The 25,744-nt window shown below is 51.5% G+C and carries 27 protein-coding genes; 15 read left to right on the top strand and 12 right to left on the bottom strand.

The genetic code is table 11. The features are described from left to right. Positions 1-42: 42 nt before the first annotated feature. Positions 43-1,431 carry a succinate-semialdehyde dehydrogenase gene (gene sad / locus ACLJRU_RS00830; RefSeq protein ID WP_023234939.1) on the bottom strand — a complete coding sequence of 463 codons (1,389 nt, stop codon included), beginning with the start codon at positions 1,429-1,431 and terminating at the stop codon, positions 43-45. Positions 1,432-1,533: 102 nt separating this feature from the next. On the opposite strand from sad, the gene ptrR reads away from it, so the two are divergent. Together ptrR and ACLJRU_RS00820 are read left to right on the top strand one after the other, a co-directional pair. After that, positions 1,534-2,406, top strand: a complete 873-nt coding sequence (ptrR, locus tag ACLJRU_RS00825) for a putrescine utilization regulator PtrR (RefSeq protein ID WP_000366539.1) — start codon at positions 1,534-1,536, stop codon at positions 2,404-2,406. A gap of 115 nt (positions 2,407-2,521) precedes the next feature. Beyond that, entirely contained in the window at positions 2,522-3,712 is a 1,191-nt protein-coding gene (locus ACLJRU_RS00820) for a sugar transporter (RefSeq protein ID WP_000154619.1), read from the top strand. A gap of 46 nt (positions 3,713-3,758) precedes the next feature. Here ACLJRU_RS00820 and ACLJRU_RS00815 read toward each other — a convergent pair whose 3' ends face one another. Continuing rightward, complete coding sequence (locus ACLJRU_RS00815; RefSeq protein ID WP_000968968.1) at positions 3,759-4,424, bottom strand: MarC family NAAT transporter; 666 nt, start codon at positions 4,422-4,424, stop codon at positions 3,759-3,761. Between the two features lie 258 nt (positions 4,425-4,682). Here ACLJRU_RS00815 and marR point away from each other — a divergent pair, with 258 nt between their 5' ends. The 3 genes from marR to marB are packed head-to-tail and all read left to right on the top strand — an operon-like array spanning position 4,683 to position 5,764. Continuing rightward, positions 4,683-5,117, top strand: a complete 435-nt coding sequence (marR, locus tag ACLJRU_RS00810; RefSeq protein WP_000843434.1) for a multiple antibiotic resistance transcriptional regulator MarR — start codon at positions 4,683-4,685, stop codon at positions 5,115-5,117. Positions 5,118-5,136: 19 nt separating this feature from the next. Beyond that, entirely contained in the window at positions 5,137-5,520 is a 384-nt protein-coding gene (marA, locus tag ACLJRU_RS00805; protein WP_000091194.1) for an MDR efflux pump AcrAB transcriptional activator MarA, read from the top strand. 28 nt (positions 5,521-5,548) lie between these two features. Further along, positions 5,549-5,764: a multiple antibiotic resistance protein MarB gene (gene marB / locus ACLJRU_RS00800; protein WP_000783049.1), complete on the top strand. Its 216-nt coding sequence runs from the start codon at positions 5,549-5,551 to the stop codon at positions 5,762-5,764. Between the two features lie 118 nt (positions 5,765-5,882). On the opposite strand, the gene eamA is transcribed toward marB, so the two are convergent. Next, positions 5,883-6,785, bottom strand: a complete 903-nt coding sequence (eamA, locus tag ACLJRU_RS00795; RefSeq protein WP_000987750.1) for an O-acetylserine/cysteine exporter — start codon at positions 6,783-6,785, stop codon at positions 5,883-5,885. A gap of 227 nt (positions 6,786-7,012) precedes the next feature. Between eamA and ydeE the strand changes: the two genes are divergently transcribed. Both ydeE and mgtS read left to right on the top strand, forming a co-directional pair. Continuing rightward, the gene (gene ydeE, locus ACLJRU_RS00790) at positions 7,013-8,209 is read left to right on the top strand and encodes an efflux MFS transporter YdeE (RefSeq protein ID WP_001540012.1); all 1,197 of its coding nucleotides are present in this window, start codon (positions 7,013-7,015) and stop codon (positions 8,207-8,209) included. A gap of 230 nt (positions 8,210-8,439) precedes the next feature. Beyond that, positions 8,440-8,535: a protein MgtS gene (gene mgtS, locus ACLJRU_RS00785; RefSeq protein WP_000901531.1), complete on the top strand. Its 96-nt coding sequence runs from the start codon at positions 8,440-8,442 to the stop codon at positions 8,533-8,535. 347 nt (positions 8,536-8,882) lie between these two features. On the opposite strand, the gene ACLJRU_RS00780 is transcribed toward mgtS, so the two are convergent. After that, positions 8,883-9,275: a YdeI family stress tolerance OB fold protein gene (locus ACLJRU_RS00780; protein WP_000776346.1), complete on the bottom strand. Its 393-nt coding sequence runs from the start codon at positions 9,273-9,275 to the stop codon at positions 8,883-8,885. A gap of 426 nt (positions 9,276-9,701) precedes the next feature. Here ACLJRU_RS00780 and ACLJRU_RS00775 point away from each other — a divergent pair, with 426 nt between their 5' ends. After that, positions 9,702-10,229, top strand: a complete 528-nt coding sequence (locus ACLJRU_RS00775; protein WP_001235356.1) for a 2-oxo-tetronate isomerase — start codon at positions 9,702-9,704, stop codon at positions 10,227-10,229. Positions 10,230-10,348: 119 nt separating this feature from the next. Here ACLJRU_RS00775 and ACLJRU_RS00770 read toward each other — a convergent pair whose 3' ends face one another. After that, the gene (locus ACLJRU_RS00770) at positions 10,349-10,531 is read right to left on the bottom strand and encodes a general stress protein (RefSeq protein ID WP_000807642.1); all 183 of its coding nucleotides are present in this window, start codon (positions 10,529-10,531) and stop codon (positions 10,349-10,351) included. Between the two features lie 343 nt (positions 10,532-10,874). Next, the gene (gene dcp, locus ACLJRU_RS00765) at positions 10,875-12,917 is read right to left on the bottom strand and encodes a peptidyl-dipeptidase Dcp (RefSeq protein WP_001540005.1); all 2,043 of its coding nucleotides are present in this window, start codon (positions 12,915-12,917) and stop codon (positions 10,875-10,877) included. Between the two features lie 138 nt (positions 12,918-13,055). On the opposite strand from dcp, the gene ydfG reads away from it, so the two are divergent. The 3 genes from ydfG (at position 13,056) to ydfZ (ending at position 15,002) form a co-directional block, all read left to right on the top strand. Next, positions 13,056-13,802: a bifunctional NADP-dependent 3-hydroxy acid dehydrogenase/3-hydroxypropionate dehydrogenase YdfG gene (gene ydfG / locus ACLJRU_RS00760; protein WP_023234938.1), complete on the top strand. Its 747-nt coding sequence runs from the start codon at positions 13,056-13,058 to the stop codon at positions 13,800-13,802. Positions 13,803-13,931: 129 nt separating this feature from the next. After that, complete coding sequence (locus ACLJRU_RS00755; protein WP_000215562.1) at positions 13,932-14,618, top strand: GntR family transcriptional regulator; 687 nt, start codon at positions 13,932-13,934, stop codon at positions 14,616-14,618. A gap of 180 nt (positions 14,619-14,798) precedes the next feature. After that, positions 14,799-15,002, top strand: coding sequence for a putative selenium delivery protein YdfZ (gene ydfZ, locus ACLJRU_RS00750; RefSeq protein WP_000989267.1), 204 nt, complete (start codon positions 14,799-14,801; stop codon positions 15,000-15,002). A 66-nt stretch (positions 15,003-15,068) separates the two neighbouring features. Here ydfZ and ACLJRU_RS00745 read toward each other — a convergent pair whose 3' ends face one another. The 5 genes from ACLJRU_RS00745 to ACLJRU_RS00725 all read right to left on the bottom strand — a co-directional run bounded on the left by ACLJRU_RS00745 (position 15,069) and on the right by ACLJRU_RS00725 (position 20,803). Next, positions 15,069-16,535 carry a mannitol dehydrogenase family protein gene (locus ACLJRU_RS00745; RefSeq protein ID WP_023202401.1) on the bottom strand — a complete coding sequence of 489 codons (1,467 nt, stop codon included), beginning with the start codon at positions 16,533-16,535 and terminating at the stop codon, positions 15,069-15,071. A gap of 10 nt (positions 16,536-16,545) precedes the next feature. Beyond that, positions 16,546-18,057: an MFS transporter gene (locus tag ACLJRU_RS00740; RefSeq protein WP_038393990.1), complete on the bottom strand. Its 1,512-nt coding sequence runs from the start codon at positions 18,055-18,057 to the stop codon at positions 16,546-16,548. Positions 18,058-18,110: 53 nt separating this feature from the next. Beyond that, a complete protein-coding gene (locus ACLJRU_RS00735; RefSeq protein ID WP_001539999.1) occupies positions 18,111-19,130 on the bottom strand; it encodes a Zn-dependent oxidoreductase in 1,020 nt (339 codons plus the stop codon). A gap of 10 nt (positions 19,131-19,140) precedes the next feature. Further along, complete coding sequence (gene rspA, locus ACLJRU_RS00730) at positions 19,141-20,355, bottom strand: starvation-sensing protein RspA (RefSeq protein ID WP_001539998.1); 1,215 nt, start codon at positions 20,353-20,355, stop codon at positions 19,141-19,143. Between the two features lie 121 nt (positions 20,356-20,476). Continuing rightward, on the bottom strand, positions 20,477-20,803 hold the full coding sequence (locus ACLJRU_RS00725; protein WP_000921389.1) for a YnfA family protein: 327 nt from the start codon (positions 20,801-20,803) through the stop codon (positions 20,477-20,479). 151 nt (positions 20,804-20,954) lie between these two features. On the opposite strand from ACLJRU_RS00725, the gene ACLJRU_RS00720 reads away from it, so the two are divergent. Both ACLJRU_RS00720 and speG read left to right on the top strand, forming a co-directional pair. Then, positions 20,955-21,296 (top strand): DUF1283 family protein, encoded by a 342-nt coding sequence (locus tag ACLJRU_RS00720; RefSeq protein WP_001066440.1) that lies wholly within the window; start codon positions 20,955-20,957, stop codon positions 21,294-21,296. A 35-nt stretch (positions 21,297-21,331) separates the two neighbouring features. After that, on the top strand, positions 21,332-21,892 hold the full coding sequence (gene speG, locus ACLJRU_RS00715) for a spermidine N1-acetyltransferase (RefSeq protein ID WP_000199997.1): 561 nt from the start codon (positions 21,332-21,334) through the stop codon (positions 21,890-21,892). A 40-nt stretch (positions 21,893-21,932) separates the two neighbouring features. Here the strand turns inward: speG and ACLJRU_RS00710 are convergent, their stop codons facing one another. Then, a complete protein-coding gene (locus ACLJRU_RS00710; protein WP_011264284.1) occupies positions 21,933-22,643 on the bottom strand; it encodes a YnfC family lipoprotein in 711 nt (236 codons plus the stop codon). A gap of 103 nt (positions 22,644-22,746) precedes the next feature. Between ACLJRU_RS00710 and ACLJRU_RS00705 the strand changes: the two genes are divergently transcribed. Then, positions 22,747-23,055, top strand: a complete 309-nt coding sequence (locus ACLJRU_RS00705) for a DUF1161 domain-containing protein (RefSeq protein ID WP_000975518.1) — start codon at positions 22,747-22,749, stop codon at positions 23,053-23,055. A gap of 156 nt (positions 23,056-23,211) precedes the next feature. After that, the gene (gene ynfE, locus ACLJRU_RS00700; RefSeq protein WP_001117604.1) at positions 23,212-25,650 is read left to right on the top strand and encodes a selenate/tellurate reductase subunit YnfE; all 2,439 of its coding nucleotides are present in this window, start codon (positions 23,212-23,214) and stop codon (positions 25,648-25,650) included. Positions 25,651-25,744 lie beyond the last annotated feature (94 nt).

The following is a 25,744-nucleotide window of genomic DNA, read 5'->3' as shown; positions in this document are numbered from 1 at the left end:
GCCTGCGAGTATAGCAGAGGGCGCCACGCGACGTCAGGGCGATTAGACGCGGTTCTTCCAGACGGTCTGCACATTACAAAATTCGTGTAAACCAAAGTGCGAAAGCTCGCGACCGAAGCCGCTTTTCTTCACCCCGCCGAATGCCACACGCGCATCGCTGGCGCTGTACCCATTAATGAATACCCCGCCGCACTCAAGACGCGCCGCCATCTCCGCGGCCAGCGTATCGTCGGCGGTAAAGATCGTCGCCGACAGGCCAAACTCACTGTCATTCGCCAGCACGAGGGCGTGCGCCGCATCTTTTGCAACGGTAATGGCGGCAACAGGCCCAAAAAGCTCCTGACGAAATGCAGTCATGTCAGGTGTGACATCCGCCAGAACGGTCGCGGCATAATAGTTGCCCTCCCCGGCGATTTTCTCTCCGCCCAACAGTAGCCGTGCGCCTTCGGCGACGGAAGCCTGCACCTGTTGATGGAGTTCATCACGCAGATCAAAACTCGCCATCGGCCCCAGGTCATTCTCTTCAACCAGAGGATCACCCATCTTTAATGCTGCGGCAGCCGCTACAAAGCGATCGGTAAACGCCTGCGCAATGCCCTCTTCGACAATGAAACGTTTGGCGGCGGCGCAGACTTGTCCGGTGTTTTGATAGCGTCCTGCAACCGCAGCTTTTACCGCCAGCTCAAGATCGGCATCATTGAGTACAATAAACGGATCCGAGCCCCCCAGTTCCAGTACGCACTTTTTCAGCGCCGCCCCAGCCTGAGCACCAATCGCCGCGCCGGCGCGCACGCTACCGGTCACCGTCACCGCCGCGATTCGCGGATCGTTAATCATCTGACTCACGCCCTCATTATTAGCGTTCACCCATCCATAGACGCCAGCGGGAGTACCGGCTTCCGTCAAGATTCGGGCTATCATCTGCGCGCAACCCGTGACATTGGGCGCATGTTTTAACAAGTAGCTATTCCCCGCCAGCAGTATCGGCACTGCCCCGCGTAACACCTGCCATAAAGGAAAATTCCACGGCATTATCGCCAGGATGACGCCCAGCGAACGGTATTCAATCACCGCCTGCTGATTTTCTACCAGCGTAGGCTCAGGATTCAGCATTGCCGGGCCATGTTCCGCATACCAGTCGCATAACGCGGCGGATTTCGTCACTTCCGCACGCGCCTGCTTTATGGGTTTACCCATTTCACGCGTAATACATTGCGCCATCTCTTCTGCATGAGCGCGAAGCGCCTGACCAATATCACGTAATGTTTGCGCCCGTTGCGCTACCGATGTCATTTTCCACTTTTTGAAACCGCTCGCAGCCAGACTCAGCGCATGTTCAATCTCTTGCGCGTTAGCCCAGGGCATTGCCGCCAGCGTCTGGCCGGTCGCAGGATTCACGGATAACGCCTGTGTTGCAGTCATCATGGTCATGTTCTTTCTCTCGTTATCAGGGGAGTTATACCATCATGACGCCCTTTACCCTTTCTGAAAAATGAATAATATTAACCAGACTATTCACGAATTGAGAAAACCATGGACCTGACGCAACTGGAAATGTTTAACGCTGTCGCTCTCACGGGCAGCATTACGCAGGCGGCGGCAAAAGTGCACCGCGTTCCGTCCAACCTGACCACGCGTATCCGCCAGCTTGAAGCCGACCTGGGCGTCTCTCTGTTTATTCGCGAAAACCAGCGACTCAGGCTGTCACCAGCCGGGCATAACTTTTTACGTTACAGCCAGCAGATCCTGGCGCTGGTCGATGAAGCCCGCATGGTGGTTGCCGGAGAGGAACCGCAAGGACTGTTTTCACTCGGCGCGTTAGAAAGTACTGCCGCCGTACGTATCCCCGCGCTGCTGGCGGGTTATAACCAGCGTTACCCTAAAATTCAGTTCGCGTTAACGACCGGTCCTTCCGGCGCCATGCTGGATGGCGTGCTCGAAGGAAAGCTGAACGCCGCCTTTATTGATGGCCCGCTAATGCATCCGGGGCTGGAAGGTATACCGGCTTACCAGGAAGAGATGATGATCGTCGCGCCACACGGCCATTCCGTCGTTTCGCGGGCCAGCGAGGTGAATGGTTATAACATCTATGCTTTTCGCGCCAACTGTTCTTACCGACGGCATTTCGAAAGCTGGTTTCATGCCGATGGCGCGACCCCCGGTACGATTCACGAAATGGAGTCATATCATGGAATGTTGGCATGCGTAATTGCCGGCGCAGGTATTGCGCTGATGCCAGCAAGTATGCTCAACAGTATGCCAGGACATCATCAGGTGGAGGCCTGGCCGTTGGCGGAGAAGTGGCGCTGGCTTAACACATGGCTAATGTGGCGGCGCGGGGCGATGACGCGCCAGCTTGAGGCCTTTATCGAGTTACTTAACGCCCAACTGGCGAGCGTCGACTGAAGAAGAAACGGCCTGCGAAGTAAATGAGAAGCAGGTCACAAAATGATTGTCTTTTCGCCAGTAAACGTTTTAAGATCGCGGCCTCACCTTCTCGCAACTAACCCGAAATATTTTTATGACAATCAATCCAGTTTCCCGCAAGGTCGCGTGGCTACGGGTAGTTACGCTTGCTATTGCCGCTTTTATTTTCAATACCACAGAATTTGTGCCGGTTGGTTTGCTATCAGACATTGCTGAAAGCTTTCATATGCAAACCGCGCAGGTCGGCATCATGCTAACCATTTACGCCTGGGTAGTTGCCGTCATGTCGCTGCCTTTTATGCTTCTTACCAGTCAAATGGAGCGCCGTAAGCTACTCATTTGTCTGTTTGTTTTGTTTATTGCCAGCCATGTGCTCTCCTTTCTGGCATGGAACTTTACCGTGCTGGTCATTAGCCGTATTGGTATCGCTTTCGCCCACGCTATTTTCTGGTCGATAACCGCCTCGCTGGCGATCCGCCTGGCCCCTGCCGGGAAACGCGCACAGGCATTAAGTCTGATAGCGACCGGCACCGCGTTGGCCATGGTGCTTGGGCTGCCGATAGGTCGCGTTGTTGGTCAGTATTTTGGCTGGCGCACCACCTTTTTTGCCATCGGCATGGGCGCATTAATTACGCTGCTATGTCTGATTAAGCTTCTACCGAAATTGCCGAGCGAGCATTCCGGCTCACTAAAAAGTTTACCTTTGCTATTCCGACGCCCGGCGCTGATGAGCCTCTATGTACTGACCGTCGTTGTGGTGACTGCGCATTACACAGCTTATAGCTATATTGAGCCGTTCGTTCAGAATGTCGCTGGGCTCAGTGCGAATTTTGCTACCGTCCTGTTACTGATCCTCGGCGGCGCCGGGATCATCGGCAGCCTTGTGTTTGGTAAACTGGGTAATCGTCATGCCTCGTCGCTCGTCAGTATCGCTATTGCCCTGCTGGTTGTCTGTCTGCTTCTGCTGCTGCCTGCGGCGGATAGCGAAGCGCATCTGGCCATACTGAGCATTTTCTGGGGCATCGCGATTATGGTGATAGGGCTCGGTATGCAGGTGAAAGTACTGGCGCTGGCCCCGGACGCGACCGATGTCGCAATGGCGCTATTTTCAGGCATCTTTAATATTGGTATTGGCGCTGGCGCGCTGGTAGGCAATCAGGTGAGTTTGCACTGGTCAATGTCGGCCATCGGCTATATTGGCGACATACCCGCCTGTGCCGCGCTGGTATGGGCTGTGCTCATATTCCGCAAATGGCCAGTGACGCTGGAAGAACAACCGCATTAAGACATTCGTCTGCCGGGAACAGGTTTCCGGCAGATGAAAATGCGCCTTAGTGGTACGTTTTAATAATTTCCAACACGCCGTTGATAATAAATTGCACGCCCATACACACCAGTAGGAATCCCATTAAGCGGGAGATCGCTTCAATCCCCCCTTTACCCACCAGCCGCATAATAGCGCCAGAACTGCGTAAGCATCCCCACAGGATCACCGCCACGGCAAGAAAAATAATCGGCGGCGCGACCATAATGACCCAGTCGGGAAACTCGCCGCCATGACGCACCGTGGAAGCGGAACTGATGATCATTGCGATGGTCCCCGGTCCTGCGGTGCTTGGCATCGCCAGTGGAACAAACGCAATATTGGCCGTCGGTTCGTCTGCCAGCTCCTCCGATTTGCTTTTCGCTTCCGGCGACTCATGCGCCTTCTGCTGCGGGAAAAGCATTCTGAAGCCGATAAACGCCACGATTAACCCCCCGGCGATCCGTAGCCCTGGAATCGAAATACCGAAGGTGTTCATGACTAACTGCCCGGCATAGTACGCCACCATCATAATAGCGAAGACATAAACCGAAGCCATATAGGACTGCCGGTTGCGTTCCGCACTATTCATATTGCCCGCAAGGCCAAGAAACAGCGCCACGGTGGTTAGCGGATTGGCTAACGGGAGCAGTACGACCAGCCCCAATCCAATCGCTTTAAACAAATCCATCATAATACTATCTCTTACCCATCAGCGTTTCATGAACCGGAAGTATAAAGTGAAATTGCCCAGGCGCGCCATTTCGCCAGTGTGCAAGTTAATATCCTCTACAACCTATAACCTGTAATTATCAATTGGTTACAAGTTATCACAGCACAATACCCCGGACGCCTTTTAGCAAATCGTGGCATCGGCCAATTCATTTAGTTGACTTATACTTGCCTTGGCAATAGTATCTGACGAAATTAATTACTTGCCGGGGCAACCATTTTGAAAAGCACCAGTGATCTGTTCAATGAAATCATTCCGCTGGGTCGCTTGATCTACATGGTAAATCAAAAAAAAGATCGCCTGTTAAATAACTATTTATCCCCGCTGGATATCACCGCAACACAGTTTAAAGTGCTGTGCTCGATACGCTGCGCGGGATGTATTACCCCGGTTGAACTTAAAAAAGTGCTGTCTGTTGATCTCGGCGCATTGACGCGGATGCTCGACCGCCTGCTGTGCAAAGGCTGGATCGAAAGACTGCCGAATCCTAATGACAAACGCGGCGTACTGGTGAAGCTAACGCCGGACGGCGCGGCAATTTGTGAGCAATGTCATCAACGACCAGGGCAAGACCTGCATCAGGAATTAACAAAAAACTTAACGGCGGACGAAGTGGCAACGCTTGAGTATTTGCTCAAGAAAATTCTGCCGTAGACAAAAAAGAGGTATGACGATGTCCAGACGCAACACTGACGCTATTACTATTCATAGCATTTTGGACTGGATCGAGGATAACCTGGAGTCGCCGCTCTCACTGGAAAAAGTGTCTGAGCGTTCAGGATATTCCAAATGGCACCTGCAACGGATGTTTAAAAAAGAGACCGGTCATTCATTAGGCCAATACATCCGCAGCCGTAAAATGACGGAAATCGCGCAAAAATTAAAAGAGAGCAACGAGCCCATTCTCTATCTGGCGGAACGCTATGGCTTTGAGTCACAGCAAACATTGACCCGGACGTTCAAAAACTATTTTGATGTGCCGCCACACAAATACCGGATCACCAATATGCATGGCGAATCACGGTATATGCTGCCGCTGAACCATGGCAACTACTAGTTTGTTTATGCGCCACGCGAAGAGCACTATGAAAATGCTGTTTCCCGCCCTGCCGGGTCTGTTACTTATCGCCTCCGGATATGGCATTGCAGAACAAACTTTGTTACCTGTGGCGCAAAATAGCCGCGATGTGATGCTGCTGCCCTGTGTAGGCGATCCGCCAAATGACCTTCACCCCGTGAGCGTGAACAGCGATAAGTCAGATGAATTAGGCGTGCCCTATTATAACGACCAACACCTTTAACCTCTTTGCCCCGTTTTGCGGGGCATTTTTTTAGTACCGTCTGGCTATGACAAGTCCGCCGCTATTACCCCGCGGCATGGTCTGAAATTAGCGTTTGTCTTCTTAGTAACATAATGCCTCATCCCCTGACGCGCGCAGTACGGCGCACACGAAATCCAAATACATTGATATAGAGTCCAGCCATAATCAGTACTGCGCCCGCAAGCTGCATCCCGGTCAACGTTTCCCCGAGTAACACCGCGGCGCTCGCCAGCCCGACTACCGGCACCAGCAATGATAACGGCGCCACGCGCCAGGTCTCATAACGCCCCAGTAACGCGCCCCAGATGCCGTAGCCAAGTATAGTGGCGACAAAAGCCAGATAAAGCAGCGACAATATCGTCGTCATATCTATGGTAATAAGGCTTTGCGTAATGTGATCCGCCCCCTCCAGTAGCAGCGATGACAGCAGGAACGGCAGGATCGGGATCAGCGCGCTCCAGACCACCAGCGACATCACCGCCGGGCGCGGACTATGTTGCATAATTTTTTTATTAAAGATATTGCCGCAGGCCCAGCTAAATGCCGCCGCCAGAGTCAGCATAAATCCCGACATCGCTATATGCTGTCCGTTGAGACTGGCTTCAATCAATACCAGTACACCTATAATCGCCAGGGCGATCCCCGCCAACTGCTTACGTTGTAACCGCTCGCTAAAAACAAACGCCCCCAATGCCATGGTAAAAAAGGCCTGCGCCTGTAATACCAACGACGCCAGTCCTGCGGGCATACCAAACTTTATCGCGCAAAAGAGAAAGGCGAACTGCCCAAAGCTTATCGTCAGCCCATAGCCCAGCAACAGCGTAAGCGGGACTTTAGGCCGGGCGACAAAGAAAATTGCCGGAAACGCCACCAGTAAAAATCGTAATCCTGCCAGCAATAATGGCGGCATATGGTGCAGGCCTACTTTGATGACAACAAAATTGAGCCCCCATACGACAACCACCAGTAACGCCAAAAAACCGTCTTTACGCGACATCATCGGCCCCTGTCATTATTAAAATTTTGTAAAAAGGTAAGTTATCGGAAATCAGTGCGCCATAACAGGACTTTTCTTTTTACCGTGAGCATGGCATTGAACAACACACGATGGGCAAAATCCTGCGTTATAGTATGTTAAGACTACGCTATAGCGTATAGACATCATGCTTTTGCGGGCACGGTAGATTAAAACGTCCCGATACGTAACCTCCATTTCAGGCAGGAAAAATGAATCCAGGATTGAGACGTTCGACGTTGGCTCTACTCGCCTCATCGCTGTTATTGACAATTGGACGCGGCGCCACGCTCCCCTTTATGACCATCTATCTTAACCGTCAGTACGGTTTAGGCGTGGATCTGATTGTTAACGCGCTGACCAGCGCGTTAACAATCGGCGTCGTCTTTAGTCTTGGCTTTGGAATTCTGGTGGACAAGTTTGATAAAAAGCGCTACATGTTACTCGCAATTATCGCCTTCGCCTGCGGATTTATCGCCATCCCAATGGTGCATAATGTCGTACTGGTTGTCCTGCTTTTTGCGCTTATTAACTGCGCCTATTCGGTTTTTTCTACCGTACTGAAGGCCTGGTTCGCCGATAACCTCACCGCGACAACAAAAACACGGATTTTTTCACTCAACTATACTGTACTCAACATCGGCTGGACGGTTGGCCCGCCGCTCGGCACGCTGCTGGTGATGCAAAGCATCAATTTACCCTTCTGGCTTGCCGCCATCTGTTCCGCATTCCCGCTGGTCTTTATTCAGGTATGGGTGACACGTTCGGTTGCCGCCAGCGAGGGGAAAAATGCCGCTATCTGGTCTCCCTCCGTTCTGCTGCGCGACAAAGCATTATTGTGGTTTACGCTTTCGGCATTTCTGGCATCCTTTGTGGGGGGCGCCTTTGCGTCCTGTATTTCACAGTACGTTATGGTCGTTGCCGATAGCGGCTTCGCGGAAAAAGTGGTAGCCGTAGTCCTGCCGGTTAATGCGGTTATTGTGGTCAGTTTGCAATACGCCGTGGGCCGTCGACTTACCGCCATCAATATTCGACCAATGATGACGACCGGCACCGTCTTTTTTATCGCCGGGCTCATCGGATTTATTTTTTCAGGCGACAATCTGTTTTTTTGGGGGCTTTCGGCGGCAGTATTCACGATTGGCGAAATTATTTATGCCCCCGGCGAATATATGTTAATTGACAACATTGCGCCTGCCGGGATGAAAGCCAGCTATTTTTCAGCGCAATCGCTGGGCTGGCTGGGTGCGGCGGTAAACCCGCTGGCCAGCGGCGTCATCCTGACGACGCCTCCTGCCTGGTCGCTTTTCGTTGTCCTGATAATCGCCATTGTGTTCGCCTGGGCACTGATGTTAAAAGGAATGCGGATTACCCCTACGCAACAGGCTATCATTATCTGCAGCCAGTGATGTGCGCTGTTTCTGGCGCACTGGGTTAACCTTATATATTGCAGGCTAATTATCTTCTGTCACTGCGATAATTCAGGAATATTCCTGGGCGCTGACGAAAATATTGTAATGCTTTACCCTTCCAGTAAAATAAATATACAATTCAGACTTTGCTTAAGTATAAATTAGTACTATAGTCTGTACGAGGTTTTTTAAAAAAGAGGATGCACGCTAAAATAAGGAGAAACGAGATGTTAGGCAGTATTAACCTTTTTATCGTTGTATTAGGAATTATTTTATTTTCCGGATTTCTGGCCGCCTGGTTCAGTCACAAATGGGATGATTAATGAACGGAGATAATCCCTCGCAGAGCCGGCCCCTTGCTGCATCGTTGCGCAAGGGGCCGCTTTTGTCTGGATGGCAGGCAAAAAAAAACCGCCGGTTCACCAGCGGTAAATGCTTGCATGGATAGATTTGTGTTTTGCTTATACGCTACCGGGCAAATTCTTGCGAGGATAACGGATCGCTAACGACTGTAGCACCGTCAATATCAATGAAGCTTAAACGATACGCAACCAGACCTGAATAAGACATTATGGGACCTTTTGTCCCCCAGGCGCTTTTACAAGACCCATGGTATCAGGCCAGCCGCATGCCCCGTATGGCTGACCTGGAGATTGCCGGTTAGCGCGCGTTATTTTTGCAGTCGGTTCACGCGAACAAGCGGTTCCTTCGCTTTCTTGTCCAGACTACCGTTAATGTTGATCATTTGATCCGGCTGAACTTCCCGCTCATCAAATACGGCGGAAGGAATTATCACGTTAATCTCGCCGGATTTATCACGAAATACATAGCGATCGTCGCCTTTATGATCAATAAGGTTGCCGCGCAGCGAAACGGTCGCGCCATCATGCAGGGTTTTTGCCTGTTCGATGGTCATTTTTTCTGCATCATCCGTACCACGATAACCATCCTCAATAGCATGAGGCGGCGGCGGTGCCACGTCTTTTTTTAATCCCCCTTGATCATCCGCTAGCGCGTAAGGCATTATCAGAAAACTTAAAAATGCAGCCACCTGTAGTTTCATGCTCTCTCCTTAATAACGTCTATTTGACGTATTAAGTCTGGCCGCTATTTTTAGTTTTTACAAACATGAATTTATCCGCAGAATATTAAGCAATAAAATCAACCCATCCGGATTAATATGCAACCGATATCAGCGCCGGTGAGCGCGAAAGCGTAACGGCGTAATAGAGAACTTGCCACATAGCTGAAGTCATATGCATCAACGTCTGGACAGCAGTTCAGAATAATCGGCTTTATTTTTTGAGGATAATGGCCTTATGCATAATCAATGACAGTCATCGCCGTAAGAAAGTAAGCAAGTTATGCAACAGCGGGTTTGTTGGTAACTGGATAAAATAATCATTCACTGACAATGTCATAAAATAAATATGCCATACTTGAGAAGAACGAACAGATTTCATTTGTCTCTGTAACGGAAAAATAAACGATGAGATTAGAACAGCACGATATTGTCACCCTTGATGAAGCCGAATCCGTCGATAGCCTGACAAAAAAACTTGGTGATTTACTGGTTAACCAGAAACTCCGTCTGACCACTGCAGAATCCTGCACTGGCGGGAAACTGGCTTCAGCATTGTGCGCAGCAGAAGATACGCCCTCATTTTACGGTGTGGGGTATGTCACCTTTACTGATGAAGCCAAAGCAAAAATCTTACGCGTACAACGCCACAGTCTTGCCGAACATACCGCCGTCAGCGAAGCGGTTGTTACTGAAATGGCACAGGGCGCTAAGGATCAGGCTGAGGTCAATATCAGCATAGCGATCAGCGGCTATGGCGGTCCGGAAGGCGGCGAAGATGGCACGCCGGCGGGCACCGTTTGGTTTGCCTGGAATATTAACAATACAACTTTTACAAGCCGACAACATTTCAACGGAGATTGTCAGGAAGTATTAGAAAAATGCGTACGCTTCGCCCTCGCTGAATTGCTTTTTCTGTTAATGAAGAAAGCATAAACAATAATTTCATCTGACCGGTCAGAACAACTCCCGGTCAGAATAAAAAAATGCGAGCCTATGGCCCGCATCGTATGTGCAATATTTCAGAATATATTTACGAAATATCAGGAGTAAAATTAATTGCCGGATTTCCGTCCGCCACTGTGGCTATTCTGGCCGCCTTTTTTACCCGCTTCAGATGCACGTTGTGGGTCGTTTTTAAAGTTCCCACCGCTATGCTGGCCGCCTTTACGACCTGCTTCTGAGGCTTTCTCTTTATCTTCTGCAAAATTACCGGAACCGCCGCGATGTTCTGCCATAATATAATCCTCATGATGATGTTGCGTTTTAAATATGATATGTCTTCTCATATCATGTGATACAGTTCTAAATCTAGTCGCCCTGTGCGCAGTGTCAAATTCATTTCTGCATTATTTACATAATACCGCCACATAGCGAAAAATATATTTTCGAAAACGTCAACAGCGAAGCGGTAATAAATCATTGGCAATCAAGCCACCACGGGAAAATAAGTAGAAAAATCCGAATGCACGCCCTCGTTATATTCAGACAACTTAACCCCATAAATTTAACTGGCTGTCATCAGAAGTGCAGGATTCATTTTCAGGCGGTTGTTCGACAATGCCGAACAACCGTATCAGCTTAGCGATCGAGCCCACGATATTGCAACATGGGGTCAATATGCGGTTCATGTCCACGCCAGGCTGAATAAAGCGTTTCTAAATCAGTACTATTCCCCCGGGAAAGGGTAGCATCACGAAAACGCTGCCCGTTTTCACGCGTCAGGCCGCCCTGCTCTACAAACCATTGATAACCGTCATCCGCTAACATTTGCGTCCACAGGTAGGCGTAGTATCCCGCTGCGTAGCCGCCGCCGAAGATATGGGCAAAATAACTGCTGCGATAGCGGGGCGGCACTGCCGGTAAATCAAGATGCTCGGCGGCCAGCGCCTGCTGCTTGAACTCAGCGACAGACTGCTCTGCTACGCTCTCCTCCAGCATATGCCAGCGCATATCCAGCAATGCGGCGCCGAGCAATTCAGTCATATCGTAACCTTTATTAAATAAACTCGCCTTGCGCATTTTTTCCTGTAAATCAGCGGGCATTTTTTCACCGCTGTCGACATGACGCGCGTAGCGTTCGAACACGCGTGGATGGCTCGCCCAATGCTCATTAATCTGGGAGGGAAACTCGACAAAGTCGCGGGGCGTATTGGTACCTGAAAGCGTGGCATAGCGCTGAACGGCAAACAAACCATGTAACGTATGACCAAACTCATGGAAGAGCGTAATAACGTCGTCCCAAAGCAGTAATGCAGGCTGCCCATCAACCGGTTTCTGATAGTTACATACATTGTATATAACGGGCCGGGTTTCATTGAGTGTGGATTGCTCGACAAAATTCCCCATCCACGCGCCGCCGCTTTTCGAGTCCCGCGCGAAGAAGTCGCCATAAAATAACGCCATGCCGACACCATCGGAATCGAAAATCTCCCACACCCGAACATCAGGGTGATACACCGGAATGTCAAAACGCTCGACGAAGGTGATGCCGAATAGCTGGTTGGCGGTCCAGAAAACCCCCTCTTGCAACACCGTATTTAAGGCAAAATAGGGCTTCAGTTGCGCTTCATCTAACGCATATTTTTCCCGCCGTACCTGTTCGGCATAGAACATCCAGTCCCAGGCCTGAACGGTGTAGCCGCCCTGCTCACCATCAATGACGTTCTGAATTTCCGCCTGTTCATTGAGTACACGCTGACGCGCTGGCGGCACAATGCCACGCATAAAGCTCAGTGCGGCTTGCGGCGTTTTCGCCATCTGATCGGCCATTTTCCATGCGGCATAATTGGGGAAACCCAGCAGTTTTGCCTGACAGCGACGAATCTCTACCAGACGCTGAACGATAGCGCGGGTATCGTGGACATCTCCTTTTTCCGCCCGAGTCCATGACGCTGCGAATAAATTTTCGCGAGTCTGGCGATCGCACAGTGTAGCAAGCGCAGGCTGTTGCGTCGTATTAAGGAGCGGAATGAACCAGCGCTCCTCCAGGCCTTTTTCACGCGCCGCTTCAGCAGCGACGGTCATTTCTTCCGGGCTTAATCCTGCCAGGCAATGCGCGTCATCTACCGCCAGCCCGCCCGCTTTACTTGCCGCCAGCAGACGCTGATTAAACTGACTCATTAAGGTCGCGGATTCAGTATTCAATACCTTCAGTCGCGCTTTATCCTCTTCGGCAAGCTGCGCGCCTGCCAACACAAAACGCTGATGGATCACATCGACCAACCGTAGCGACTCATCATCCAGCCCCAGTGAGTGACGCTGTTGCCAGACGGCATCCACGCGAGCGAATAACGCGCTATTCAGATAAATATCGTTGGAGAGCGCCGCCAGCTCGGCAGAAAAGGCCTCATCCAACCGCTGGAGTTCATCGTTAGTGTGCGCGGCCGTCATCGCGAAAAAAATGCTGGTGACGCGTGACAGAAGCGCCCCGCTTTGCTCCAGCGCCAGAAGCGTATTCGTAAAGTCAGGGGCCGCCGGATGATTGACGATGGCCTCGATTTCCACGCGTTTTTGCCGCACGCCCTCATCAAAAGCAGGACGATAATGGCAATCTTTGATCCGATCAAAACGCGGTGCCTGATAGGGCAACATACTCTGGTCTAACAAAGGATTCGTCGACATTTTTCACTCCTGAAAATAGGTTGATCATAAGAGTAAGCTTCCCCCTATGCTGACCGCAACCGTGTTAACCAGGATTACCCTTTCATAAACGCCGCGTGCTATGGTAATACAACACAAAAAGCGTTGAGGAACTGTGTGATGATCGTTTTAGTAACTGGAGCAACCGCAGGGTTTGGCGAGTGCATTGCACGCCGTTTTGTTGAGAATGGACATAAAGTCATTGCCACGGGACGTCGTCATGAACGCCTGCAAGCGTTAAAAGATGAGCTTGGCGAGAACGTATTGACCGCCCAACTGGACGTGCGCAACCGCGCGGCCATCGAAGAGATGATGACCTCTCTGCCTGCGCAGTGGCGCGATATTGATGTGCTGGTCAATAACGCCGGTCTGGCGCTGGGTCTTGAACCGGCGCATAAAGCCAGCGTAGAAGACTGGGAAACTATGATCGATACTAATAATAAAGGCTTAATTTATATGACCCGCGCCGTGTTGCCAGGAATGGTCGAACGTAATCGCTGTCATATCATTAACATCGGTTCAACCGCCGGCAGTTGGCCTTATGCTGGTGGCAACGTCTATGGCGCGACGAAAGCCTTTGTGCGCCAGTTTAGCCTGAATTTGCGCACGGATTTACACGGCACGGCGGTTCGCGTGACCGACATTGAACCGGGTCTGGTTGGCGGTACCGAGTTTTCCAGCGTCCGTTTCAAAGGCGACGATGAGAAAGCGGGTAAAACCTACGAAAATACCACCGCGCTCACGCCAGAAGACATTACCGAAGCGGTATGGTGGGTGGCCACACTCCCCGCGCATGTGAATATTAATACCGTTGAAATGATGCCTGTTACCCAATCCTTCGCAGGGCTCAGCGTCCACCGTAGCTAAGGGGTTATACCCGGTCTGCGGGCCGGGTAATCCCTGGCAAACGTATCTGCAACCAGAAACATGATCGGTATAGACCGCCACGGAAAAGTGGTAGAGTATCCGGGTCAACCGCCTAAAAAGTAAGAATGAATGACCGTCGAAACGCAGCTTAACCCTACACAGCCTGTCAACCAGCAAATTTACCGTATTCTTCGGCGTGATATCGTGCATTGTCTTATCCCGCCTGGCACGCCGCTATCAGAAAAAGAGGTCTCAACCCGTTTTAACGTTTCGCGTCAACCGGTGCGCGAGGCTTTTATAAAGCTGGCGGAAAATGGGTTGATTCAGATCCGCCCTCAGCGCGGTAGTTATGTGAATAAGATTTCGCTTTCTCAGGTACAGAATGGCTGCTTTGTTCGGCAGGCGATCGAATGCGCGGTGGTCCGCCGTGCGGCGGCGATGATCACCGACAACCAGTGCTATCAACTGGCGCAAAACCTGCACCTGCAACATATTGCCATCGAGCGCAAACAGATTGATGATTTTTTCCAGCTTGATGACGATTTCCACCAAAAACTGGCGCAGATCGCCGATTGCCAGTTAGCGTGGGATACCATTGAAAATATCAAAGCGACAATCGACCGGGTTCGCTATATGAGTCTGGATCATGTTTCTCCGCCGGAGATGTTGTTGCGCCAGCACCATGATATTTTCTCCGCGCTGGAAAATCGTGACGGCAATGCGGTTGAGAGCGCAATGACCCAGCATTTGCAGGAAATTAGCGAATCCGTTCAGCTTATCCGTCAGGAAAACAGCGGCTGGTTTAGCGAAGACTAACCCCCTTTAACGTCGGGGTGAGACGCCTTCTCCGCTTTCTCACCCTGCACATTCCCGCCTAAAAAGCCGTGAGCTTGATCAAAAACAAAAAAAATTCGCAACGATAAGCGTATTTATATGTCGCCCGTCATGCGGGGAAACCTGCGGGCTTTGGCTGTAAGTTTGAAAGGAGAAAACACCATGATGACATACGATCGTAACCGTAACGCAATCACTACCGGTAGCCGGGTCATGATAAGCGGCACGGGTCATACCGGGATTATCAAAGCCATTGAGAGCGAAGGTCTGGATGCAGGTCAAATTCGCCGCGGCAAAACGGTGATTGTCGAAGGTTGTGAAGGTAAATTCGCGCCGGTCGAACTGATTCGTCTTGGCATGAACTGATACCACTGGCCGCTAAGAACCGCTCCGGCCTTCCCGGTAGCATAATGCTACCGGGTCTCTGTTACGCTATTTCAACCGCTCGGCATATTTCGCCACGCTCGCTTTCGCGCCATATGTCAGTAAACTGTCATAGGCTTCTTGCACTTTTTGCGTAAACCGCGCCACCTGCGGCAAATCGTTGCCGAAAATTTCAGCCATTCCCAGCAGCGCCTTAACACGACTGGCGCCTTCTTCACTGTTTGCCACGGCGCGCTGAATAACCGGCAATAGCGGATCGCTAATGTCGATCGCCTTGCCCTGTTCATCCACGCCGCCAACGTAACGCATCCACCCCGCCACGCCCAGCGCCAGCAAATCAAAATCGCTATGATTAGCAAGATGCCAGCGAACGGAGTCCAGCATACGCTGCGGAAGTTTCTGGCTACCATCCATCGCAATCTGCCAGGTACGATGACGCAGCGCCGGATTACAGTAACGCGCAATCAACTGATCGGCATAACGCTGTAAATCTACCCCCTGGACTTTCAGCGTTGGCGCCTGCTCGCGTAACATTAACGCCTGCGCGGTCAGACGATAGTTGTCGTCAGCCATGCAGTCATTAATATGCTGATAGCCGGCAAGATACCCCAGATAAGCCAGGAATGAATGACTGCCGTTAAGCATTCGCAGTTTCATCTCTTCAAACGGAACCACGTCGGCGACCAACGTCGCGCCCGCGTTTTCCCACTGCGGACGCCCCGCCACAAACGTATCTTCTATCACCCACTGACGAAACGGTTCGCAGGCGACGCCCGCCGGATCGCGCACGCCGGTCAGTTGTTCGATTTTATCCAGCGTCTCCGGCGTGACCGCAGGGACAATCCGATCAACCATGGTTGACGGAAATGTCACGTTTTGCTCGATCCATATCGCCAGTTCCGCATCCACCTCCCGGGCATAAGCCGTCACAACCTGACGCGTCACATGCCCATTTTCCGGCATGTTGTCGCAGGACATCACGGTAAATGCCGGTAAGCCTGCGGCTTTACGACGCGCTAACGCTTCGACAATAATACCCGGTGCCGTTAGCGGTTGATGCGGATTTTGCAGGTCGGCGGCAATCATGGGATGTTCCAGCAGAAGTTGGCCCGTGGCTGGCGAATGACAATACCCTTTCTCGGTAATGGTCAGAGACACAATCGCTATTTGCGGTTCGCACATCGCCGCCAGCACACGTTCCAGACCATCAACCTGGACATGCAACGCCGCTTTGACGACGCCCACCACACGCGCCGTCCAGGCTTCCGCCGACATCTCCGCCACGGTATAGAGGTTATCCTGCTGCTTTAGATCGGCAATCTGCTGTTCGCCGCCAATAAGATTAACCTCATAATAGCCCCAGTCGCTATGCTGCTCCGCAGCCAGAATATCTGTGTAAACCCCCTGATGCGCGCGATGAAACGCGCCAAAACCGAGATGGACCATCCGCGCCGCCAGCGCCGCGCGATCGTAATCAGGAAGCGTCGCCTTTGCCGATAAAAGCCTGTTTTGCATTTTATAACCTCTATATTCTGAAAGCGGAGAAGTCGCAGAGTAACGCCTGCCCTGGTGCATTTGGATTTACACTGATTAAACAAAAGTGACCGGACAGCATGGCCGAAACCGCATTAGCGTTCCGGCCATACCGTCGACACGATTTAACTCGTCTGGGTTGCGGAGTGGCGTAACTTCTTGCCGCTGTCGCTTCCGCCGCATCCTCAGGCAGACTCAGGTCGCGATCTCTGACCTCCGGCATCAACAGCGCAGAAATCAGACCAATACACGAGTAGAGCACCAGCATAATTAAGATGGGCAGCCAGGAATCGGTCATGTTACAAAAGATCCCTGCGAGGACGGGGCCAAAGCCAACCGCCACCAGCCCCCCAGCCTCTTTTGAAATCGCCATCCGGGTGAAGCGATTACGCGATCCGAAAATTTCCGCCATGGTGATGTTTTCCAGCGCAAATAATCCCAGCACGGCAAAGTTATGAATAACAATGAGCGCTGCCATAATAACGCCAGGGCTATACGTTTTATCTACCACAATAGACAGCATCGGCCAGGCGAGAATAATCGCGGAGATATTCAATATTATATACGGCAGCCGACGGCCGTATTTATCGGACAACCACCCTAATAGTGGGATAGTGATAAAACCAATTACGGAACTTATCATTAACGCATCGGTTGGGATAGATTTGTTAAATAATAACGTCTGAACTAAATATCCGGCAAGGAAGGTTTGAATAAGTCCGGAATTCCCCGCTTGTCCAAAACGTAAACCTGTGGCCAGCCAGAAAGATTTGCTGGTAAACATCGCGCCCAATGTATTTTCTGACGCAGGCGTTAACGCTGGCGATTTTTCACCTTCGCTTACTTTTTCGAATACCGGACTTTCTTTCAGATTCATTCGCAGCCAGATCGCGAATATCATAACAACGACGCTCGCCAGGAAAGGAATACGCCATCCCCAGGCGATCAGTTGTTCGCGTTCAAGCGCAAAGAACATCACCGCCCAGATCGCCGTCGCGCTCAACGTACCGCAATTGGTGCCCATCGCGACCAGCGAGGAAATGATGCCACGCTTTCCTTTCGGCGCATACTCGGCCAGCATGGTACCCGCGCCGGAAATTTCCGCCCCGGCGCCCAGCCCCTGTATAATTCGCAATGTTACCAGTAATACTGGCGCAAAAATGCCGATTTGCGCATACGTCGGCAGTACGCCAATCAGCGTGGTGCAGATCCCCATCATGGTGATAGTAATAAACAATACTTTTTTTCGTCCGATGCGGTCGCCCATTTTACCAAAAACAAAGGCGCCGATAATTCTGGCTATATAACCTGCACCATAGGTGCCCATTGCCAGAATAAGCGCCATCGCGGCAGACTGTTCCGGGAAAAATATCTCATGGAAGACCAGAGCCGCGCCTAGTGAATATAACTGAAAATCCATAAATTCAAGCGCGGTGCCTAACCAGCCAGATACGGCAGCGCGCACTAAATCCTGAGTCGATCGTTCATGCTTTATTTGTGTCATATAGGCAATCTCTAAGAGGTAAGATGCGTACCACTTACTCGCAATTATTTATATTATTTCGCAAACGTGAGTAAGACTTTGCAGCATTGACGCTGGTCTTTCTCGAAAAGCTCAATCGCGTCGGTGACATGTTGATAATCAAATGTATGCGTTATCAGCTTATCCGGATCAATAAGCCCTTTATTCAGCCAGTCAATCACGACCGGGAATTTATTGGCATTAAGACGCGATGAATAAATAGCCAGCTCTTTTCCGGTAATATCCTGCTGTACAATCTCACACGGGTCGCTGGAAAATCTCATCAGGACAATGCGTGCCGCAGACGATGCAAGTGTAATCGCCTCTTGCAGGATCGCGGGATGACAGGCGGCATCGACAATCAAGGTCGGCTTTAGCGCCTTCTGCTGTAGAAATTCCGCCAGTGAATGTTGACCATTATTGAGGGTCCAGTCAGCGCCGCTCTGCTTCGCCATCGCTAAACGCTCTTCAATGCGATCAACGACTATGACCGTTTTAACCTGATAAACCCCCTTCAGCGCCTGTACGGTCGTCAGTCCCATCGGGCCTGCGCCATAGATAAGCGCCACGTCCTGCTCGGTCGGATTCACTTGTCCCGTCACATTTGCCGCAATGGTAAACGGCTCAACCATGACGGCATGATGATCTGCGATGTTGTCCGGTATGCGATGAGCATTACGGGCCGGCGCCACCGCATACTCGCTGAAACCGCCGTCACGATGCACGCCCAGCACCACCAGCGAGGTACACACATTGGGTTTACCGACTGAACAAGGGTAACAATGCCCGCAACTGATCACCGGATCGACGGATACCCGTTCTCCTATCCGGTCGTGATTGACGTTGTCGCCTACCGCGTCGATGACACCGAAAAATTCATGGCCTATGACACGGGGATATTTTGCAAAGGGATTATGTCCCCGATAAATATGACTGTCGGAACCGCAGATACCCGCCAGTTTCACTTTAATGCGAACTTCGCCCGGCGCAGGCTGTGGAAGCGCGCGCGTTTCGATAGTTAATGTATTCGGTTTTTCGATTACGATGCTTTTCATTTTTCGCTCCTTACCAGTTCCACAGTGTGCCGTCTTCCAGGCGGGCCACCGGCAAATAGGCTGGATCGTACGGATATTTCGCCGCCAGTTTTTCATCGAACTCAATGCCCAATCCTGGCTTGTCGCCCGGATGCCTATAGCCGCCCTCGAACGTCCAGTTATGCGGGAAAACCTCCAGCATCTGTTCGGAGTAGCCCATAAACTCCTGCACACCAAAGTTAGGCACCCACAGGTCGAAATGTAATGCAGCGGCCATACAAACCGGCGACAGATCGGACGGCCCATGCGAACCGGTACGCACCTGGTAGAGCGAGGCAAAATCAGCAATGCGGCGCATCCCGGTAATACCACCGGCATGGGTAAGCGTGGTGCGGATATAGTCAATCAATTGCTCTTCAATGAGCTGTTTGCAATCCCAGATACTGTTAAAGACTTCGCCTACGGCAATCGGCGTGACCGTATGCTGGCGGATGAGGCGGAAGCACGCCTGATTTTCAGCCGGCGTCGGGTCTTCCATCCAGAACAAACGATAGTCTTCAATACTTTTGCCAAAGCGGGCAGCCTCAATAGGCGTCAGTCGGTGATGCATATCGTGCAGAAGATGTTCATTAAACCCGAACGTATTACGCACGGCGTCAAACAGCTTTGGCGTAAAATCGAGATACTTTTCCGTTGACCACAATTGTTCTTCCGGCCACTGGCCTTTTGTCGCGGGCTCATAGGCCAGCCCCTTGCCTTTCGCCATGCCGTAGGTGGTTTTCATCCCCGGAACGCCGCACTGCACGCGGATTGCTTTGAACCCTTGCTCTTTATGACGCGCGTAGTCTTCCAGCACATCGTCGATGGTGTGGCCTGTGGTATGGCAATACACCATGACGCCTTCACGCGAAGCGCCGCCGAGTAACTGATACAACGGCATATTGGCGGCTTTGGCTTTAATATCCCATAGCGCCATATCAACCGCGGAAATGGCGGACATGGTGACAGGACCACGGCGCCAATACGCGCCTTTGTAGAAGAACTGCCAAATATCTTCGATGCGGCGAGCATCCCGCCCGATGAGCTGTGGGCACAGGTGATCGGTAAGGTACGAGGCCACCGGGAGCTCGCGTCCGTTCAGGGTGGCATCCCCCAGACCGGTGATCCCGTCTTCCGTGGTTATCTTTAAGGTGACGAAGTTACGCCCTGGACACGTAACAAAAACTTCAGCCCCTACAATCTTCATTTTTATTCCTTACATCGCATTATGGGATGCAGGAAATTTACCCAACTGAGCCACTACCATACAAGTATATTGATGTAAAAAGCGCTGCCAGATCACAAAATGTTCTGGTCGCGCGGCAATGTTACGTACGTCCCCATCCGACGACGATAATCAGCATTCCACACAGCGCGATCAGCGCGCCGCACCAGTCATAAACCGTGAGCCGGACGCCATCGACAACACGTAACCACAGGAGCGCAGTACAGACATATACCCCACCGTAAGCCGCATAAACCCGCCCACTCGCCGCCGGATGCAAGGTCAAAAGCCAGACGAATAACGCGAGTGACGCGGCGGCGGGCAGAAGCCACCACACGCTGGCGCCGCGCTTAAGCCATAGCCAGGGAAGAAAACATCCAATGATTTCACAGAGGGCGGTGACAAAGAAAAGCAGAGTCGTCTTTAGCATGAGATTCATTTGGTTACGAAATGATAAGTGATAATACAACAGAATATCGTTACGGTTATCCGGCCATTCTTGTGTATATGCCAGGCATAAGGATTGGTGTAGAATTTACAGGTGGTTTACCGCTTTTCCCCTCTAATGAAAGGATGTTGTGATGAACAATACGCTGAGCAAACGCCTGTGCCTGACGGCAATGCTTACGTTGGCGGCCGTTGTATATACTACTTCCGCATTCGCTGAAACCAGTAAACTGGTGATTGAATCGGGAGATAGCGCACAAAGTCGTCAGGAAGCGGCGATGGAAAAGGAACAATGGAACGACACTCGCAGTCTGCGCCAGAAAGTGAATACCCGCGCAGAAAAAGAGTGGGACAAAGCCGATGCCGCCTTTGATAACCGCGATAAATGCGAGCAAAGCGCCAACATCAACGCCTATTGGGAGCCCAATACGCTGCGGTGTCTGGATCGTCGTACAGGTCGCGTTATTACGCCCTGATGCAGGATAACTAAAAGGAAGTGTAAGGATACAGTATGACAAGTGACTACAAGGTCAGACTGCGCCCGCTTGAGCGTGAAGATTTACGATTTGTCCACCAGCTTGATAATAATGCCAGCGTTATGCGTTACTGGTTTGAAGAGCCGTATGAGGCTTTTGTCGAACTGTCGGATCTCTACGACAAACACATCCACGACCAAAGCGAACGGCGCTTTGTCGTCGAATGCGACGGTGAAAACGCCGGGCTGGTAGAACTGGTGGAAATTAACCATGTGCATCGGCGGGCGGAATTTCAGATTATTATCTCGCCGGAGTACCAGGGAAAAGGCCTGGCGTCACGCGCGGCCAAACTGGCGATGGATTACGGATTTACCGTACTCAATCTCTATAAATTGTATTTGATCGTCGATAAAGAGAATGAAAAAGCGATTCACATCTACCGTAAACTCGGGTTTAGAGTAGAAGGCGAGCTGATTCATGAGTTCTTCATTAACGGCGAATACCGTAACACCATCCGCATGTGTATCTTCCAGCAGCAGTATCTGGATGAACATAAAACGTCCGGTTCTACACTCCTGAAACCCACCGCGCAGTAAGCGCGGCGCGGTAGTCACGGAGAGTCGCACCGCGCCCGGTTTAGTAGTAATCGATACGATTTTTAATGGTGTAATGGTGGGACACTGCCGGCTTAACGCTCTCATCGACGATAACAAGCCGGCAGTCAACAGGGTTCGCGTACGCATCATATTCGCAGCTCTGTGTGACGTTGCCGACCTGTCGATCATCCACCCGGCTGACTGCCGTGTAATCCAGCTTTTTACGCGGGTCTGCGGAGGGTTTTGCCGTCACAGAGAGCGTATTCTGCGAGTTTATGGTTGTCTTACCTAGCGGATAGCCTTCGCTATCATAGCGATACTCGACTTTCATCTCTTTGCCCGTCGCCGATACCACAAAACCGTTGTCGTCCGTTTCCCAGGTCACGCCCGCCGAAGGCAACGCCGCCAGCTGGCACTTCCCCTGTAACTGCACCTTTTTTTCCAGCGTCTGAGCATCCCGGTAATAATTGGCATCCAGCACGAGCGCCAGCTCCGTATTATTCTCCAGATCGTGTAACTCAAGCGTATCAAAACAGCCTTCTTGTGAAAGCGTACCGGTGACCTGCTTCGCCACTTCGCCATTCTCACTCATCAATGTCTGGCTGAAATCCTTTACCGGACCACGTAATGGATCAAAATCAAATTCGTTCGAAAAACTGGCCATTTCCGGCGTAAAAGACTCAAGGGATTTCGGGTTATCACAACCTGCCAGTATCATGCACAATAACGTCAGTAAAAGAGGTTTCTTCACACGTGTCACCAGGATGAAAAGATATTTATCATCATATTAGCAAATACAGTTATTTACACGAAAAATGCTAAGCTTAGAACATCGTCACTAATCACAGGAGTTCATGATGAAAATCGCAACTGCAATAGCCGCTCTGGCGTTAGTTAGCGCCCCCTCGCTGGTGATGGCGGCACCGGGATCGTGCGAGAGAGTAAAAAGCGATATTGAACAACGTATCATCAATAACGGCGTGCCGGCGGATAATTTTACGCTCACTATCGTTCCTAACGACCAGGCCGATCAGCCGGGCTCACAGGTGGTGGGCCATTGCGCGAACGACACGCATAAAATTCTTTATACCCGCACCAGCAGCGGCAATGCGCCAGCCAATACCTCTCCCGCTCAGGACGGTTCATCCGCCGAACCGCAATAACCTCCTCCTGCCCTCCGGGTCCGGAGGGTAACGCTCTTTGACATGGATTAATAATCCTTACTCCCAAAGGGGTAAACTCATTACATCATTAGCATGTTAATAATTTCGTTATGGTTATCAATATATAGCGAAATAATAACGACAATGGAGTGAGTGATGCCCGGAGAAAAGCAACAAACAGGCGTTAGCCGCAGGACGTTAGTGAAATCAGCGGCGCTTGGCTCACTGGCGCTGGCTGCCGGAGGCGTATCTTTACCGTTTGGGATGCGTACCGCGGCCGCGGCGGTGCAGCAGGCTATGCGCAACGAAGAAGATAAAATCGTCTGGGGCGCCTGTTCGGTCAACTGCGGCAGTCGCTGCGCCCTGCGTCTGCATGTAAAAGATAATGAAGTCTGGTGGGTTGAAACTGATAACACTGGCGACGATGTCTACGGCAATCATCAGGTTCGCGCCTGCCTGCGGGGCCGTTCAATCCGTCGGCGTATTAACCATCCGGATCGCCTTAACTATCCCATGAAACGCGTTGGCCGCCGCGGCGAAGGCAAATTTGAACGCATTAGCTGGCAGGAAGCACTGGACACCATTAGCGCCAGCCTGAAAAAGACCGTAGAGACCTACGGCAATGAAGCCGTTTATATCCACTATTCATCCGGCATCGTAGGCGGCAACATAACCCGCTCGTCGCCTGCCGCCTCGCCGGTGAAGCGTTTGATGAACTGCTACGGCGGTTCGTTGAATCAATACGGCTCATACAGTACCGCGCAAATTTCTTGCGCCATGCCCTACACCTATGGTTCCAACGACGGCAACAGCACATCTGATATCGAAAACAGTAAACTGGTGGTCATGTTCGGCAATAATCCGGCTGAAACACGCATGAGCGGCGGCGGCATTACCTGGTTTCTGGAGCAAGCGCGTGAACGCTCAAATGCGCGCATGATCGTAATAGATCCGCGCTATACCGATACCGCTGCCGGACGTGAAGACGAGTGGATACCGATTCGCCCCGGCACCGATGCCGCGCTGGTGGCGGGAATTGCCTGGGTATTGATTAACGAAAATCTCGTTGACCAGCCTTTTCTCGATAACTATTGCATCGGCTACGATGAAAAGACCCTTCCGGCTGACGCGCCCCCCAATGGCCATTATAAGGCTTATATTTTGGGCCAGGGCGAGGACGGTATCGCCAAAACGCCGCAGTGGGCATCGCATATTACCGGCATCCCCGCCGATCGGATTATCAAACTGGCGCGCGAGATAGGCAGCGTCAAGCCGGCCTACATCTGTCAGGGTTGGGGCCCGCAGCGTCAGGCGAACGGCGAACAAACCGCTCGCGCCATCGCCATGTTACCGATTCTGACCGGCAACGTCGGCATTCATGGCGGTAATAGCGGCGCACGCGAATCCACTTACACCATTACCATTGAACGTCTGCCGGTCCTGGAGAATCCCGTTAAAACCGCCATCTCCTGCTTTAGCTGGACGGACGCCATTGCGCGCGGCCCGGAAATGACCGCCCTGCGCGACGGCGTACGCGGCAAAGATAAGCTGGATGTCCCGATCAAATTTCTATGGAACTACGCTGGCAACACCCTGATTAATCAGCATTCGGATATTAATAAAACCCATGAAATTCTTCAGGATGAAGCGAAATGCGAAATGATTGTGGTCATCGACAACTTTATGACCTCTTCCGCGAAGTACGCTGATATTTTACTGCCGGATCTCATGACCGTCGAACAGGAGGATATCATCCCCAATGATTACGCCGGCAATATGGGATATCTGATTTTTATCCAACCGGCGACGACGCCTAAGTTCGAGCGCAAGCCCATCTACTGGGTACTCAGCGAAATCGCCAGACGCCTCGGCGACGATGTGTATCAGCGGTTTACCGAAGGCCGTACACAGGCGCAATGGCTGCAATATCTGTACGCCAAAATGCAGGCAAGAGATCCGGCATTGCCCGCGTATGACGATCTGAAAAAAATGGGCATCTATAAACGCAAAGATCCCAACGGCCACTTTGTCGCCTATAAAAAATTTCGTGAAGATCCGCAGGCCAATCCGTTAAAAACGCCGTCCGGTAAAATCGAAATCTACTCAAGCAAACTCGCTCACATCGCCAGTACCTGGGAGCTGGCGGAAGGCGACGTGATAAGCCCACTGCCGATTTATACCCCTACTTTTGAAGGATGGGACGATCCGAAGCGGAGCACCTTCCCGCTACAGCTGTTTGGCTTTCACTATAAATCCCGTACCCATTCAAGCTACGGCAATATTGATGTTCTGCAGGCCGCCTGTCGCCAGGAGGTGTGGATAAATCCGCTCGATGCGCAAAAACGCGGTATCGCGAATGGCGATAAGGTTCGCGTCTTTAACGATCGTGGAGAGGTGCGTCTACCCGCCAAAGTCACGCCGCGTATTCTGCCGGGCGTCAGCGCGATGGGTCAGGGCGCATGGCATAATGCGGATATGGCTGGCGATAAAATTGACCACGGCGCCTGCATCAATACGCTCACGACGCTACGTCCTTCCCCCCTGGCAAAAGGGAATCCTCAACATACAAATCTGGTGGAAATCGAAAAAATCTAAGCCGCCTGCTCCGGGACGTTTTTACGCGCCCGGAGCTCCCCGTTTTGCGAACACAACGACATTTAAAACTCTTTTTTGGATGAGCATAGTGAGC

It is taken from the genome of Salmonella sp. SAL00653 (assembly GCF_046552515.1).
GTDB classification, from domain to species: Bacteria; Pseudomonadota; Gammaproteobacteria; order Enterobacterales; family Enterobacteriaceae; genus Salmonella; species Salmonella enterica.
The sequence above is the reverse complement of the archived record's forward strand: the minus strand, read 5'-3'. Positions and strand labels throughout refer to the sequence as shown.

Bases quoted from the DNA above. Each gene is read 5' to 3' on its own strand.
- ACLJRU_RS00745 (WP_023202401.1), bottom strand. From the start codon at position 16,535: ATGCAAAACAGGCTTTTATCGGCAAAGGCGACGCTTCCTGATTACGAT.
- ACLJRU_RS00720 (WP_001066440.1), top strand. From the start codon at position 20,955: ATGAACAATACGCTGAGCAAACGCCTGTGCCTGACGGCAATGCTTACG.
- mgtS (WP_000901531.1), top strand. From the start codon at position 8,440: ATGTTAGGCAGTATTAACCTTTTTATCGTTGTATTAGGAATTATTTTA.
- rspA (WP_001539998.1), bottom strand. From the start codon at position 20,355: ATGAAGATTGTAGGGGCTGAAGTTTTTGTTACGTGTCCAGGGCGTAAC.
- ACLJRU_RS00705 (WP_000975518.1), top strand. From the start codon at position 22,747: ATGATGAAAATCGCAACTGCAATAGCCGCTCTGGCGTTAGTTAGCGCC.
- ydfG (WP_023234938.1), top strand. From the start codon at position 13,056: ATGATCGTTTTAGTAACTGGAGCAACCGCAGGGTTTGGCGAGTGCATT.
- sad (WP_023234939.1), bottom strand. From the start codon at position 1,431: ATGACCATGATGACTGCAACACAGGCGTTATCCGTGAATCCTGCGACC.
- ACLJRU_RS00740 (WP_038393990.1), bottom strand. From the start codon at position 18,057: ATGACACAAATAAAGCATGAACGATCGACTCAGGATTTAGTGCGCGCT.
- ACLJRU_RS00820 (WP_000154619.1), top strand. From the start codon at position 2,522: ATGACAATCAATCCAGTTTCCCGCAAGGTCGCGTGGCTACGGGTAGTT.
- ydfZ (WP_000989267.1), top strand. From the start codon at position 14,799: ATGATGACATACGATCGTAACCGTAACGCAATCACTACCGGTAGCCGG.
- ACLJRU_RS00755 (WP_000215562.1), top strand. From the start codon at position 13,932: ATGACCGTCGAAACGCAGCTTAACCCTACACAGCCTGTCAACCAGCAA.
- ydeE (WP_001540012.1), top strand. From the start codon at position 7,013: ATGAATCCAGGATTGAGACGTTCGACGTTGGCTCTACTCGCCTCATCG.
- ACLJRU_RS00775 (WP_001235356.1), top strand. From the start codon at position 9,702: ATGAGATTAGAACAGCACGATATTGTCACCCTTGATGAAGCCGAATCC.
- ptrR (WP_000366539.1), top strand. From the start codon at position 1,534: ATGGACCTGACGCAACTGGAAATGTTTAACGCTGTCGCTCTCACGGGC.
- ACLJRU_RS00770 (WP_000807642.1), bottom strand. From the start codon at position 10,531: ATGGCAGAACATCGCGGCGGTTCCGGTAATTTTGCAGAAGATAAAGAG.
- ACLJRU_RS00815 (WP_000968968.1), bottom strand. From the start codon at position 4,424: ATGATGGATTTGTTTAAAGCGATTGGATTGGGGCTGGTCGTACTGCTC.
- ACLJRU_RS00735 (WP_001539999.1), bottom strand. From the start codon at position 19,130: ATGAAAAGCATCGTAATCGAAAAACCGAATACATTAACTATCGAAACG.
- ynfE (WP_001117604.1), top strand. From the start codon at position 23,212: ATGCCCGGAGAAAAGCAACAAACAGGCGTTAGCCGCAGGACGTTAGTG.
- dcp (WP_001540005.1), bottom strand. From the start codon at position 12,917: ATGTCGACGAATCCTTTGTTAGACCAGAGTATGTTGCCCTATCAGGCA.
- speG (WP_000199997.1), top strand. From the start codon at position 21,332: ATGACAAGTGACTACAAGGTCAGACTGCGCCCGCTTGAGCGTGAAGAT.
- ACLJRU_RS00780 (WP_000776346.1), bottom strand. From the start codon at position 9,275: ATGAAACTACAGGTGGCTGCATTTTTAAGTTTTCTGATAATGCCTTAC.
- marB (WP_000783049.1), top strand. From the start codon at position 5,549: ATGAAAATGCTGTTTCCCGCCCTGCCGGGTCTGTTACTTATCGCCTCC.
- eamA (WP_000987750.1), bottom strand. From the start codon at position 6,785: ATGATGTCGCGTAAAGACGGTTTTTTGGCGTTACTGGTGGTTGTCGTA.
- ACLJRU_RS00725 (WP_000921389.1), bottom strand. From the start codon at position 20,803: ATGCTAAAGACGACTCTGCTTTTCTTTGTCACCGCCCTCTGTGAAATC.
- marA (WP_000091194.1), top strand. From the start codon at position 5,137: ATGTCCAGACGCAACACTGACGCTATTACTATTCATAGCATTTTGGAC.